Here is a 13,469-nt window from a genome sequence, read left to right as displayed (position 1 = left end):
CCGGCCAGCCAGCGTCGTGCAGAGGGGGTCGTGCGTGCGTCCGATCCGACCCGGTGACCGGGGACCCGCGGTCACGGAGATCCGTACCATCCTGACCGGCCTCGAACTGCTGGCCGCCGCCGGCCCGCAAACCGACGAGTTCGACCTCGACACCGAGCGGGCCGTGCGCGCGTTCCAGCAGTCGCGCGGGCTCAGTGTGGACGGCCGGGTCGGCGCGGAGACCTGGCGAGCCCTGGATGCCGCCCGTTGGCGGCTCGGCGCCCGCACGCTCTACCACGCGGTCCCCGAGCCCCTCACCGGCGAGGACGTCCGGTCGCTACAGGAGCGACTGCTGGAGATGGGGTACGACGTGGGCCGCGCGGACGCCATCTACGGTGTCCGGACGTCGAGGGCGGTGGCCCAGTTCCAGCGTGAGGTCGGGCTCACCCCGGACGGCTCCTGCGGCCCACACACAATGAACGCGCTCCGCCGGATCGGCCGCAAGGTGGTCGGTGGCCGCCCGCAGTGGCTCCGCGAATCCGACGCGATCCGGCAGTCCGGGCCGGCGTTGGTCGGCAAGACGGTCGTCATCGACCCGGGGCACGGCGGCACCGACCCCGGAATGGTGGTGCCGGACGGCTCGCTGCGCTGGACCGAGGCGGACCTGGTGCACGACCTGGCCAGCCGACTGGAGGGGCGACTCGCCGCCTCCGGGGTGCGGGTGCAGCTCACCCGGGGCCCGTCGCCAGACAGTTGCCTGCCGGACACCGACCGGGCCCTGCTCGCCAACTCGCTCGGCGCCGACGTGTTCATCTCGCTGCACCTGGACGGCCACGCCAACCCGGACGCGGAGGGCGTCGCGACCTACCACTACGGCACCGACAACGGGGTGACCTCGGCGACCGGTGAACGCCTGGCCGGTCTGGTGCAGCGGGAGATCGTCGCTCGCACCGGGCTGCGGGACTGCCGTACCCACGCCAAGACGTGGGAGTTGCTGCGACTGACGCGGATGCCCGCCGTCCGGGTCGAGGTCGGCTACCTCACCTCGCCGACGGACCGCGCCCACCTTGTCGACCCCCGGTTCCGGGACCGGGTGGTGGAGGCGATCGTGGCCGCGGTGCAGCGGATGTACTACCCCATCGAACGAGACGTCCCGACCGGATCGCTCGACGTCAGCGAACTGCGTGCCGTGGTGACCGCCGGCACTGTGCTGGACTGATTCGACGCCGGGCGTCAGCCGTTGGTGGAGCGGGTGGCCGGGGCCGGACGGACCGGCCGGAGCAGGGTCTCCGGGCTCATCGACCCGAGCAGCTTCTCCAGCGCGTACTCGACGTCGGACTTCCAACTCAGCGCCGTACGCAGCTCAAGACGCAACCGAGGGAAGCGCGGATGCGGACGTACGGTCTTGAAGCCCACGGAGAGGAAGAAGTCGACCGGGGCCACGCAACCGCCGGCGGGGTCGTCCGCGTCGCCGAACTTGGCGTCGCCGAACGCCTCGATCGCCTTGATCCCACGCTTGGTCAGGTCCCGGGCGACACCCTGCACGAGCATCCGGCCCAACCCGCCGCCGGAGAACGCGGCTACCACGTTGGCGGTCATCAACAGTGCCGCGTCCGCGGAGACCGGTGAGGTCGGGAACGCCATCGAACGGGGCACGTAGGCGGGCGGGGCGTACATCACGAAGCCGGCCGGCATGCCGTCGACGTACGCGAGTTTGCCGCAGGAGCCCCACTCCAGCAGCGTCTGGGAGACCCATGCCTCTTTCTCCAGGCCCGGATCGCCAGCGGCACAGGCCCGGTCCGCGGAGACCGGATCGAGCTCCCAGTAGACGCACTGCCGGCACGGGCGCGGGAGGTCTTCCAACGTGTCGAGGGTCAGGCTGACCAGACGTCGCGACATATGGCGCATCCCCACAATAGGCTCGGTGGTGAGACCGGCATGGAACGACAGCGCCGCCTTCCTGCCCCCGACGAGCGATCGTACGCCGCCGATCGGAGATGCGGGAGGGGACTCGCGAATGCCCAGCGCAACGGGGGACGCCGAGGACGGTCCGCCATGTGGTCGATCTGCTGCGGCACGGCGGCAGCACCACTCCGGCGGACTAGGATCGACAATCGGTGTGTCCGCCGCCATGGTCAGCGGTGTGCGGGGTACCCGGGGCGGGAGCCACTCGAGCAGCGATCGAGGTGAGGTCATGACCGGCACGACACTCGACGACTACACCGACCGGTACGCCCGGCGGGTACGCGGGATGACCGCCTCCGAGATCCGAGCACTGTTCGCGGTGGCCAGTCGTCCGGAGGTCGTCTCGCTCGCCGGTGGCGCACCTTACATCGCCGCCCTTCCGCTGGACGCGGTCGGCGAGATGCTCGGCCGGCTCGGCTCCGAGCACGGCGTGACCACCCTTCAGTACGGCATTGGTCAGGGCACCCTCGAGCTGCGCGAACGGATCTGCGAGGTGATGTCGCTCTCCGGGATCGACGCCGCCTGCGGTGCTTCCCCCGAGGACGTCGTGGTCACCGTGGGCGGGCAACAGGCACTGGACCTGGTGGCCCGGCTCTTCCTCGACCCGGGCGACGTGGTGCTCGCCGAGGGGCCGACGTACGTCGGTGCGCTCGGCGTGTTTCAGGCGGCCCAGGCGCAGGTCGTCCACGTACCGATGGATGCGGACGGGCTGATCCCGGAGGCGCTGGAGGCGGCCATCGCCGACCTGGCCCGCGCGGGCCAGCGGGTCAAGTTCCTCTACACGATCCCCACCTACCAGAACCCGACCGGCGTGACGCTCAGCGAGGAGCGCCGGGAACGAGTGCTCGACATCTGCGAGCGCGCCGGCCTGCTCGTCGTCGAGGACGACCCGTACGGCCAACTGGGGTTCGAGGGTGAGGCCCCGGCTCCTCTGCGGGCCCGCCGCCGCGACGGCGTCTTCTACCTCAGCACCTTCTCCAAGACCTTCGCCCCCGGGCTGCGGGTCGGCTGGATCCTGGCGCCGCACGCGGTCCGCGACAAACTGGTCATCGCCAGCGAGGCGCAGATCCTCTGCCCCAGCGGTTTCGCCCAGGCCGCAGTGGCCACCTACCTGAGCACGATGCCCTGGCGGCAGCAGCTCAAGGTCTATCGCGAGGTCTACCGGGAACGCCGCGACGCCCTGCTCGACGCGATGGCCGACCTGATGCCCGAGGGCACCAGCTGGACCACCCCGGCCGGCGGTCTCTTCGTGTGGGCCAGCCTGCCCGACGGGCTCGACTCGAAGGCCATGATGCCGCGAGCGGTCGCCGCCCGGGTCGCCTACGTTCCCGGCACCGGCTTCTACGCCGACGGCACCGGCACCGACGCCATGCGGCTCAACTTCAGCTTCCCACCGCCGGAACGGATCCGCGAGGGCGTCCGCCGGCTGGCCGGTGTGATGGAGCAGGAGATCGCCATGCGCCGGGTCTTCGGTGCCGTGGGTGGTGCCGCCGGCCGACGCGGCCGGGCCGGCTCCGACGTGCCCGGGCCCGACTTGGCATGATGCCGGCATGGCTACGACCGCCGAGCACCTCCTCGTGACCGACTCCGCCGCCTCGGCCGACCTGCGCGTCGTGGTGCTCGCCGGTGGGCTCTCCTACGAACGGGACGTGTCGCTGCGCTCCGGTCGTCGGGTGCTCGACGCGCTGCGCGCCGTCGGGGTGGAGGCCGAGCTGCGCGACGCGGACGCGGCGCTGCTGCCGTCGCTCGCGGCCGACCCGCCGGACGCGGTGGTGATCGCACTGCACGGCGCGACCGGCGAGGACGGCTCACTGCGCGGGGTGCTGGATCTGTGCGACGTCCCGTACGTCGGCTGCGACGCTCGGGCCTCCCGGGTCGCCTGGGACAAGCCCTCGGCCAAAGCGGTGCTCCGCGAGGCCGGCATCCCCACCCCCGACTGGGTGGCGCTCCCGCACGATCGTTTCTCCGAGCTCGGCGCGGTCGCCGTCCTGGACCGGATCGTCGACCGTCTGGGCGTACCCCTGATGGTGAAGCCGGCGCAGGGCGGGTCCGGGCTGGGCGGGGCTGTGGTCCGGGACGCCGCCGCGCTGCCCGCCGCGATGGTCGGCTGCTTCGCGTACTACTCCACGGCGCTCGTGGAGCGGTACGTGCCGGGGATGGATGTGGCGGTCTCCGTCGTCGACCTCGGCGACGGCCCGCAGGCGCTGCCGCCGGTGGAGATCGTGCCGCGCAACGGCGTGTACGACTACGCCGCCCGTTACACAGCAGGGCGGACCACCTGGCACGCCCCCGCCCGGCTGGACCCGGAGGTGGCTGCCACGGTCGCTGACGTGGCCCTCGCCGCGCACACCGCGCTCGGTCTACGGGATCTCTCCCGCGTCGACGTGATCGTGGACGCAGCCGGCCAGCCGCACGTGCTGGAGGTCAACGTCTCGCCAGGGATGACGGAGACGTCACTGCTCCCGCTCGCCGTGCAGGCGGCCGGGCTGGACTTCGGCCGACTCCTCGGCACCCTGGTCGCCCGAGCAGCCGCCCGCCTCACCAGGCACTGACCTACCCGCCAACCCGTTCGACCGAGCGGACCACCCGCCGGACGACCATGAGGTTGGCCTGTCGGGGTCAACCTCACGGTCGGTTCCAGATCAGTGGGTCGCGCGTATGTCGGGTGTGTCGCTGCCGTTGGTGCGCGCGACCGCGCCCGGAGTGCCGGCGCGCTTCTCGGGGGCGGTCCTGCTGATTGCCTCTCCGGAGGCGTCCCCGGTGGCCGGGTCGTACGCGGCTGGGTTGGCGGAATCAGCCTCGTCGGCGCTTCCGCTCGCCGGGCCGACGTGGGGCCCGCCGGTGGGCTTCTCCGCCGAGCCGACGACGTGAGGTCTGTCGGTGGCCGTCGTGGCTGCGCTGCCGGATGCTGCGCTGCCCGATGCTGCGGCGGTGGAGTCCCGGGTGCCGGCGGCCGGGGTGCCGGGCAGATTGGTATTGGATGCCGTCCGAGCGGGTTCAGCCGCCGGACCGCTGACCGTGGCCGACCGGGCGGGTTCAGTCGGGCGGTCGGTGACGGTGGTCGCCGTCGAGCCGGCATCGGCGTCCGGGTCCCCGGCCGGTTCGGCCCGGGGTCCGCCGTCGGCGTCGCTCGGATCAGGAGTGGAGTCCGACGCCGGTTCCGGGATCTCCTCTGCCGCCTCGATGACCGAGACCACCTCCGTCCCGGCTGCTGCCGCTGAAGCGGCCTCCGCTGCGGCAGCGGCATCCGCGGCAGCGGACTGGGCAAGCAGACTGGACGGCGCCTGCCACTGGATGCGGGGCGGCTCGGCGAGCGGGCGGCCACCGAACTCGGCGAGCCAGGCCGCGACGAGCGCCAGATTTTCCCGCCACTGTGCCTCGGAGATCGGCGGCAGGATCGAGTCCCACAGGGACAGGAACGTGCCCCGCAGTTGAAGGCGGCCGTACGGACGGGCGAGGAACCACATGTGCAGATGGGCCGAGCCGTCGCCCCAGCGATTGACGTGCACCCGTGCCACGCCGTCGAGCGACCGGATGGCCCGCTCCAGACGTACGGTCATCACCCCCAGCTCGGCGGCCAGAAGGTTCGGCAGGTCGCCGAGGTCGAGGTGGGTGCGCGATTCCAGGATGAGCACCATGGGCAACCCGGTGGGCCGGTCCATGGCGCGGACCCGCCACCGCTCGCCCACCCAGATGTAGGCGTCGTCGGGTGCGTTGCAGGCGGTGCATTCCCGGAGACCCTCGCCCTTCCGGGGCGGTTCGACCGGGACCGGATCATCGAGTTGCTTCACGTGGAGGTCACCCTCGAAGGGAAATGACGGCCACTGGGTGAAGTCCGGGACTGAGGGAGGGTTGTCGTGCACGACGCTGACCCTAACCGAGTCTGGCACCGCTGTCCCTACCTGTTCGAGCGGTCCCGGGCCACCGGATCGGCACCCGCCGTCGGCCGGGTGCGCGTGGTCGCGCAGGCATCGAGAGGCGATATCCACAGGCTGCCGAGATCCTGAACACAGGCCGTCATCCACAGGCTCACACCCGCTCCCACGCGCTGTTTCACGTGAAACGGGGGGTGCCTGTGGACAACCGGTGTGGATAACTTTTTGGCCAGTCGGTCGTTGTCCGCGAACCGCCAAATCGGCGGGTTCGACGGCCCACTGGAGACGACATCGGACGGGCGGGCTCCGATCGGCGCCACATGCCACCGCCGGCGCGGTGCTCAGCCGCCGACGACCGCCCGCTGGCTCGTTGGCACGCGTCGGCGGTGACGGCTCGGCCCGTGTTCTCGGACCGCGTCAGCAGACCTCGGCCCGCCCGGCCCGGATGCCCCGGATGATGCTCCGGACGCCGACGGACGGAGAGGCCGAACCGCAGCACTGACGTCGAGAGTCGGAGACGGGGAGGCGACTCGCTTGACCGTCGACCCCAGGGTTTCGATCGGTGCCAGCGCGTCGCTGTCGCGGTTTCACGTGAAACCGCGCGCCGGGCAGCGAAGGGCGATCCTGCGGTCCGGGGCCAGGCTTGCGCTGGCTACCGCTCGTACACCAAGTTCGTGCGGTCCGGCGGTCCGGCGGTCCGGCGGTCCGCCGGTCCGGCGGCCTGGTGGTCCGGCGGTCCGGCGGCCTGGTGGTCCGGCGGTGCCGCGGTCTGGTGGCTCGGCGGACTCCCGCCAAGTTCGCTGCGAGGCTGCTCCCGCAGATTGACCGCAGTCGGGAGCCTCGGCCGAGGTGCGATGACAACGGAGATGTCGTTTCGCGCCACTGAGCGGCTCGCTGGCGCTTTGATCGGCGCATGGGGTGGTTCGGGTTGACTGGACCATCCCGAAGCCTCCTGCGACGCGCGTAGAGGATCCATCAGCGCCCGCACTCACCCCAGCGGCCGCCGCCAAGTCGCCCGCCACCGTGCCCGGCCGCTCGCCGCTGCATCCGCTCCGCCACTATCCGCCCGCGACGCCAGGCTCGTCGCCCACCGCCCCGCCCATCGCCCGCCACGCAAGGCGGGAGCCGGAACCCGCGAGCCGCGAGCCGCGAGCCGCGAGCGGATTGTGCTTTCGAACGTGCGGGCCAGCGCGACCGACCGACCACATCCGTCCATCACTCCCGCCGACTTCTCCTGCGGCCAGAGGGGGACCCCGGGCTGGCTGGGGGCGAACCAGGGATGACGCCGGCCCACGGGCCGATCTCGGGATCAGGTCCGCCGTCTGTTTCACGTGAAACCGCGACGACCCCGGGATGCAGAACGGCCGCGCCCCCGTTCGGGTAGCGCGGCCGTAGGCGCGACGGGCGGGGTCAGTCCTCCCCGCCCTCCTCCTGTTGCACACCGATGATCCCGACGATCCGCTCAAGGTCGTCCACCGTGGCGAACTCGATCGTGATCTTGCCCTTGCTCCGGCCGATGTCCACCTTTACGCGGGTGTCGAACCGGTCGGACAGCCGATCGGCGAGATCGGTCAGGGCCGGCGCGTGCGCCTTGGGCCGCCGCTTCGCGGCCTGACCCTTCGCCGGCCCGTCGTTGAGGGCCAAGGCCACGATCTCCTCGGTCGCCCGAACCGACAGTCCCTCGGCCACGATCCGCAGGGCCAGCTGTTCCTGAGCCTCCGCCTCGTCGAGGCTCAGCAGGGCTCGGGCGTGCCCCGCCGACAGGATGCCGGCGGCTACCCGGCGCTGCACCTGGGCGGGCAGGTTCAGCAGTCGGATGGTGTTGGAGATCTGCGGGCGACTCCGGCCGATCCGGCGGGCCAACTCCTCGTGGGTGGCCCCGAACTCCTCCAGCAGTTGCTGGTAGGCGGCGGCCTCTTCCAGTGGGTTCAGGTTCGCCCGGTGAATGTTCTCGAGCAGGGCGTCGCGGAGCATCGCGTCGTCACGGGTGTCCCGGACGATCGCCGGGATGCTCTCCCGCCCCACCGCCTGGGCGGCCCGCCAGCGCCGCTCGCCCATCACCAGTTCGTACTTCTCGTCGTCGAGCTGCCGAACGACGATGGGCTGGAGGAAGCCGACCTCCTGGATCGAGGTCTTCAGCTCCTCCAGCGCTTCCTCATCGAAGACCTGGCGGGGCTGCTTCGGGTTGGGCATGATCGCGTCGACCGGGATCTCGGCGAATCGAGCACCGGGCACCGGGCTCAGCACGGGTTCCGGCTCGCGGACCGGCGCTCCGGCCGGCACCGCGGCGACGGCGACGGTGCCGGCGTCGTCCAGGTGCTCGTTCTCCGGATCTGCCGTCGCGGTGCCAGCGGCAGCCGGCGCCGGCCCGGTCGGGATCAGCGCCCCCAGGCCCCTACCCAGACCGCCCCGAGGACGGTTCTTCATGCCACGCCTCCCAGCGACTCGTCCGCACTACGCATTCCGGCCCACCGGCTCCTTGACGCCGCGCTCGGCGATCTCCTGGGCGGCCTCGAAGTAACTCGTGGCGCCCCGCGAACCGGGATCGTAGGTCATCACCGACTGGCCGTAGCTCGGTGCCTCGGAGACCCGGACGTTGCGGGGGATGACCGCCTGGAGAACCTTGTCGCCGAAGTGGTTCCGGACGTCCTGCTCGACGGCGTCGGCCAACCGGGTGCGACGGTCGTACATGGTCAGCAGGATGGTGGAGACATCGAGCTTCGGATTGAGGTGCTGGCGTACCAGGTTGATGTTGTTGATCAGCTGGTTGAGCCCTTCCAGCGCGTAGTACTCGCACTGGATCGGGATCAGCACCTCCTGCGCGGCAACCAGAGCGTTGACCGTGAGCAGGCCGAGCGAGGGCGGGCAGTCGATGAAGACGTAGTCGAACTCGCCCGGGTAGGCGGCGATCGCCCGATCCAGGCGCGACTCCCGGGCCACCACCGACACGAGCTCGATCTCCGCACCGGCCAGGTCGATGGTCGCGGGAACGCACCAGAGGTTGGGGATGCCCTCGACCGCCTGCGCCACCTCGGCCAGCGGCATGCTGTTGATCAGGCAGTCGTACACGTCGGGGATTCCGGTGTGGTGTGGGACGTTGAGCCCGGTCGAGGCGTTGCCCTGCGGGTCGAGGTCGACCACGAGCACCCGGTTGCCGTGCAGGGCGAGCGCCACCGCAAGGTTGACGGTGGTGGTGGTCTTACCCACCCCACCCTTCTGGTTGGCGACGCACATGACCCGGGTCCGGTCCGGCCGAGGCATGGTCACCTCGCCACTGGGATTCAGGATCTGCACGGCGCGCATCGCCTCCATAGCCAACGGTGGGTCATCCTCTTCGCGCGTCGGGGTTTCACGTGAAACGTACGTGGGATCGGCCGCCATGGCGGCCAACGACTCGGTCGAAGCGACAGGTGCGTCGGCGGCCACCGGCGCGGCGTCCCGAACGGCCGCCGCAGTGGGTTGGTGTGGGACGGCCGGCTCGAAGCGAACCGCCGCGGCGGTGTTACGGCGACCTGAGGTCGACCGCACCTCGGCGGCGTTGATCGGTCGACTCGACGCCTCCGGCGTCCGACGACCACTCGCCGGCTCCGGAATGGCCGAGCCCTCCGGCCGCCCGGCACCCGACGACGGGTCGAGCGCTGCCGGCGGATCGCCGTCGTTAGGTCGGGTCGATGGCCCGGTCTCGCCGGGCGACCAGCTCGGGTAGTCGGTTTCACGTGAAACGGGATCGCTGGTCGACCCGGTCACGCGTGGATCGTCGTACCTGCCGTCGTCATGCACCTGTCATCCCTGCCCGCTTCGGATGGTCGGTCCGCGCCCCGGTCAACTTGGCCGCATCCTCGCCCGCAACCCGGAGCGTACGGCCCGCGGGAGCGGTCGGAAACCCGCGACGTCCGTCACCCGCTCCACACTATCGACGCGCGGTCAGCCTACGGCGGACGGGCGCGGCCGGTCCACGTCGGGTTCTCATCCCCTCGTCCATCCGTACCGGTACAACGAGGCAACCCACCGGCCGGAAGCCCGATGGCGCGAAGTGTCAACCTCGGCGGGAGCGTCCACCCCGGGCGCGTTTCTTGGTCGCCGGGCGGGCCGGGCCGACCATCCGCTCGCGCACGATCTCCACAACCGTGGTGGGCGGGTCGATCACCCCGACGCCGCACAGCTGCACGGTCGGCTCCCCGCCGCCAAGTCGCGCCACCACCTCGGCGTGCTCCTCGATCTCGGCGGCGGCGGACGAGCCCTTGAGCGCCAGCAGCCGACCGCCGCGAACCGCCAGGGGAAGGCTCCAGCCCGCGAGCCGATCCAGGGGTGCGACCGCGCGCGCGGTCACCACGTCTCCGCTGATCGGCTCCCGGCCACTCGACCCGCTGGCCGCCTCGTCGGCCCGGCCACGGAACACCCGCACCGACTTGGCCAGACCGAGTCGCTCGACGACCTCGATCAGGAACGACGTCCGCCGGGCCAGCGGCTCGATCAGGGTGACAGTGAGGTCGGGGCGGGCGATGGCCAGGACGAGACCCGGCAGACCGGCGCCGGAGCCGACGTCGAGCACGGTCGCGCCGGACGGGATCCGCTCGGCGACCGCGGCGCAGTTGAGCAGGTGCCGATCCCAGATCCGGGGTGCCTCCCGGGGGCCGATCAGGCCGCGGACCACCCCGTCGGTGGCCAGCAGTTCGGCGTACGCGGCGGCCAGGTCGAGGCGGTCACCGAAGAGGGTCAGCGCGGCCGGGGCCAGCTCGGGCGGCAACGCCGCGTCGGCCGGTGACGGGGAGGTGTCCCGCCCGGTCGATTCGGCATCGGCGTCGACGGTGGCGGGGCGGACAGCGGACGGCCCGGGCGGCGTGCCGCCCGGGCCGGACACGGCGTCGGCCGTGATGTCGTCGTGGGTCACCCGGTCAGTCCGCCGGCCGTACGACGATGCGCCGGTTCGGCTCCACACCCTCGGACTCGCTCGCCACGCCGGACATGGCGTTCACGACGTCGTGCACGCACTTGCGCTCGAACGCGGACATCGCGTCCAGGCGGACCGGCTCGCCGTACTCCTTGACCTTCTCGACGGCGTTCTTGGCGACCGCGGCGAGTTCCTTACGGCGGTTCGCCCGGTAGCCACCGACGTCGAGCAGCAGACGGCTCGGCGTACCGGTCTGCCGGAAGACGGCAAGGCGGGTCAGCTCCTGGAGGGCCTCCAGGGTGGCCCCGCGCTGGCCGACCAGATTCTGCAGCCGCTCGCCGACCACCTCGACCATCGGACGGCCGGCGGCGACCAGCTCGTCGATGTCGCCGTCGTAGTCGAGGATGTCGAGCAGTCCTTCGACGTAGTCGGCGGCGATCTCGCTCTGCCGGAACAGGTCACCCTCGCCCACAGCCTTCTTCACCCGGGTGCCAGCGGCGGTGTCGGTGTCGTCGTCCGCCTCGGTGTCATCGGCTTCGGTGTCGTCGCCGTCCACCGCGAGCGTGGCGGTCTCCTCCTCGTCCAGGGACTGCTCGGCGCGGGGGATGCTGGTCTCGGTCACGGTCTCATCTCCGTACTCGCTCGGCCGGACCGTCGGGTCCGACTGGTTTCCCGGGGCCGGCTGGAGGTTGCCGGTGCCCACAGGCACGTCTGTACGGGCAGTGTCGCCCGTGGCCGCGCGGTGCGCGGTCGGTTCCGCCCGGCGCCGGCCGTACGGCGGCTGCGCGGTGCGGAACGGGCCGCCGCCGGATCACCGGCGGCGGCCCTCGTAGGTCAGCCCTGCCGCTTGGCGGGGCGGCTCTTCTTCGGGTTGTTTGCGGGCTTGGCGCCCGGCTTCGGCCCGGCCACCTTGGGCGCGGTCGCCTTGACCGGTGCCGGCGGGGCCGTCTTGCCACGACCGAACAGGCCACCGGACTTGGCAGGCTGCACCGGGTTACGGCTGGCGGCGGGCGCGACGGCCTTCTTGGCGGTCACCGGCGGCGGGAACTTCCGCAGCACCCACTGCTGCTGGCCGAGGGTGAAGAGGTTGTTGGTGACCCAGTAGATGATGACGCCGATCGGGAAGATCGCGCCGGAGATCAGCAGCGACGCGGGGATGCCGTAGAGCATCAGTCGCTGGATCATCCGCTGCTGCGGGTCCTCGGCCCAGCCGGTCTTGAGGATCATCTGACGGCTGGTCAGGTAGGTGGTGGCGATCATGACCAGGACCAGGACACCAGCAATGATCTTTACGGTGCTGCCGTTGGCGCCGAGGCTGGCCAGCTCGTCGGCAGTGGAGCCGAACTTGCCGGCGATCGGGGCGGTGAAGAGCTTCGCCTGCGAGGCGCTCTGGAACTGGTCGGCGGTCCAGCCGTAGAGGGTCTTGCTCTGCTTGTCCGGGTCGAGCCGGCGCAGCACGTGGAAGAGGCCCAGGAAGACCGGGATCTGAAGGAACATCGGAAGGCAACCCATAAGCGGGTTGGCCTTCTCCTTCTTGTAGAGCTCCATCATTTCTTTCTGGAGCGTCTCCCGGTCACCCTTGTGCTTCTCCTGAAGCTCCTTGACCTTGGGCTGGAGCGCCTGCATCGCCCGCTGCGACTTGATCTGCTTGACGAAGACCGGGAACAGGATGACCCGGACGGTGACCACCAGGAAGATGATGGCCAGGATCCAGGCGAAGTTGGTGCCGATCACCGCGCCGACGGGCACCCCGATGGCGTCCCAGGCAGAGTGCCAGGTCAGCAGGATCCACGAAATCGCGTAGTAGATCCAGTCGAGACTCAGACTCAATTCGGGGCTCCAGTCACATCAGCACGACGGCGGCCGCCCGGCTCCGGCACCGGGTCATATCCACCAGGGTGAAAGGGGTGGCAGCGCAACAACCGCCGGGCCGCCAGCACGGCTCCCCGGAGCGCGCCATGCCGAACGACCGCCTCCTGGGCGTACGCACTGCACGACGGGTAGAACCGACAGCGAGCCGGCAGTGCCGGACTTATCCACCGACGGTACGCGATGATGGGCGCGATCAGCACCTTGGCACCGGTTGTCGACGGCCGTGGGCTGCTCTGCTCGGTGCCGCTCATCGGGACCGCCGTTCGCGCGGCGACCTGGCGACCGCGATGGCGGCGTCCAGGTCGGTGGCGAGTCGAGGGTACGACGCCTGCGCCGCGGCGGGGAGCGCCCGGACGACCAGGGTGCTGCCGTCGGGCAGGTCGGTCAACCGTTCCCGGACCAGCGCCCGCAGTCGGCGCCGGACCCGGTTACGGGTCACCGCGTTGCCGACCGCCTTGGACACGACGAAGCCGGCACGGGACGGCACGGACGACTGCTCCGCACTGTTGTCCCGTACCGGCTCCGGCGAGGTCGATGTGCTGGGGTCGACGGTTGCCGGCACGGTCAGGTGGACCACGACGGCGCCACGTCCGGCGCGTCGGCCACCGCGAACCGCTGCGGCGAAGTCAGTGCTGCGCCGCAGTCGCTGTGCGGCGGCCAGCACGACTGCCCACGTCCCCTGGACCGGCCCGGTCGGCTCAGGCCGACAGGGTGGTGCGACCCTTGGCGCGACGGCTCGACAGGATGGCACGGCCGGCACGGGTGCGCATGCGCAGCCGGAAGCCGTGGGTCTTCGCGCGCCGGCGGTTGTTCGGCTGGTAGGTGCGCTTGCTCACGTCAGGCTCTCCGTTTTCGTACGCGCCCCGCGCGACGGGATCGCCGGGGTC

At 71.2% G+C, this 13,469-nt stretch carries 13 protein-coding genes; 3 read left to right on the top strand and 10 right to left on the bottom strand.

The annotated features are described in order from the left end of the window. The first annotated feature begins 34 nt into the window (after nucleotides 1-34). On the top strand, nucleotides 35-1,198 hold the full coding sequence (locus tag PSH03_RS00450) for an N-acetylmuramoyl-L-alanine amidase (protein ID WP_210782083.1): 1,164 nt from the start codon (nucleotides 35-37) through the stop codon (nucleotides 1,196-1,198). Between the two features lie 14 nt (nucleotides 1,199-1,212). On the opposite strand, the gene PSH03_RS00445 is transcribed toward PSH03_RS00450, so the two are convergent. Then, nucleotides 1,213-1,878 (bottom strand): GNAT family N-acetyltransferase, encoded by a 666-nt coding sequence (locus PSH03_RS00445; RefSeq protein ID WP_091396576.1) that lies wholly within the window; start codon nucleotides 1,876-1,878, stop codon nucleotides 1,213-1,215. Nucleotides 1,879-2,173: 295 nt separating this feature from the next. Between PSH03_RS00445 and PSH03_RS00440 the strand changes: the two genes are divergently transcribed. Together PSH03_RS00440 and PSH03_RS00435 are read left to right on the top strand one after the other, a co-directional pair. Next, the gene (locus tag PSH03_RS00440; protein WP_196928948.1) at nucleotides 2,174-3,487 is read left to right on the top strand and encodes an aminotransferase-like domain-containing protein; all 1,314 of its coding nucleotides are present in this window, start codon (nucleotides 2,174-2,176) and stop codon (nucleotides 3,485-3,487) included. A gap of 7 nt (nucleotides 3,488-3,494) precedes the next feature. Then, entirely contained in the window at nucleotides 3,495-4,496 is a 1,002-nt protein-coding gene (locus tag PSH03_RS00435; protein WP_210782087.1) for a D-alanine--D-alanine ligase family protein, read from the top strand. Between the two features lie 90 nt (nucleotides 4,497-4,586). Here the strand turns inward: PSH03_RS00435 and PSH03_RS00430 are convergent, their stop codons facing one another. The 9 genes from PSH03_RS00430 to rpmH all read right to left on the bottom strand — a co-directional run bounded on the left by PSH03_RS00430 (nucleotide 4,587) and on the right by rpmH (nucleotide 13,418). Then, a complete protein-coding gene (locus PSH03_RS00430) occupies nucleotides 4,587-5,582 on the bottom strand; it encodes a hypothetical protein (protein WP_238688003.1) in 996 nt (331 codons plus the stop codon). Between the two features lie 1,647 nt (nucleotides 5,583-7,229). Continuing rightward, nucleotides 7,230-8,246: a ParB/RepB/Spo0J family partition protein gene (locus PSH03_RS00425; protein WP_238687921.1), complete on the bottom strand. Its 1,017-nt coding sequence runs from the start codon at nucleotides 8,244-8,246 to the stop codon at nucleotides 7,230-7,232. Nucleotides 8,247-8,273: 27 nt separating this feature from the next. Further along, nucleotides 8,274-9,599 carry a ParA family protein gene (locus tag PSH03_RS00420; RefSeq protein WP_308194338.1) on the bottom strand — a complete coding sequence of 442 codons (1,326 nt, stop codon included), beginning with the start codon at nucleotides 9,597-9,599 and terminating at the stop codon, nucleotides 8,274-8,276. A gap of 256 nt (nucleotides 9,600-9,855) precedes the next feature. Beyond that, nucleotides 9,856-10,710, bottom strand: coding sequence for a 16S rRNA (guanine(527)-N(7))-methyltransferase RsmG (gene rsmG / locus PSH03_RS00415; protein WP_238687920.1), 855 nt, complete (start codon nucleotides 10,708-10,710; stop codon nucleotides 9,856-9,858). 4 nt (nucleotides 10,711-10,714) lie between these two features. Beyond that, nucleotides 10,715-11,332, bottom strand: a complete 618-nt coding sequence (locus PSH03_RS00410) for a Jag family protein (protein ID WP_210782093.1) — start codon at nucleotides 11,330-11,332, stop codon at nucleotides 10,715-10,717. Nucleotides 11,333-11,544: 212 nt separating this feature from the next. Beyond that, the gene (gene yidC, locus PSH03_RS00405; RefSeq protein ID WP_210782192.1) at nucleotides 11,545-12,534 is read right to left on the bottom strand and encodes a membrane protein insertase YidC; all 990 of its coding nucleotides are present in this window, start codon (nucleotides 12,532-12,534) and stop codon (nucleotides 11,545-11,547) included. Nucleotides 12,535-12,536: 2 nt separating this feature from the next. After that, a complete protein-coding gene (gene yidD / locus PSH03_RS00400; protein ID WP_091396555.1) occupies nucleotides 12,537-12,833 on the bottom strand; it encodes a membrane protein insertion efficiency factor YidD in 297 nt (98 codons plus the stop codon). Further along, entirely contained in the window at nucleotides 12,830-13,246 is a 417-nt protein-coding gene (gene rnpA, locus PSH03_RS00395; protein ID WP_238687919.1) for a ribonuclease P protein component, read from the bottom strand. Before rnpA ends, yidD begins: the two co-directional genes overlap by 4 nt. A 34-nt stretch (nucleotides 13,247-13,280) precedes the next feature. Next, the gene (rpmH, locus tag PSH03_RS00390; RefSeq protein WP_007453904.1) at nucleotides 13,281-13,418 is read right to left on the bottom strand and encodes a 50S ribosomal protein L34; all 138 of its coding nucleotides are present in this window, start codon (nucleotides 13,416-13,418) and stop codon (nucleotides 13,281-13,283) included. Between the last annotated feature and the right edge of the window lie 51 nt (nucleotides 13,419-13,469).

It is taken from the genome of Micromonospora salmantinae, assembly GCF_022230905.1.
In the GTDB taxonomy this organism is placed as follows: domain Bacteria; phylum Actinomycetota; class Actinomycetes; order Mycobacteriales; family Micromonosporaceae; genus Micromonospora; species Micromonospora salmantinae.
Note: the sequence above shows the minus strand (reverse complement) of the source record. Positions and strands in the feature narration are given on the sequence as shown.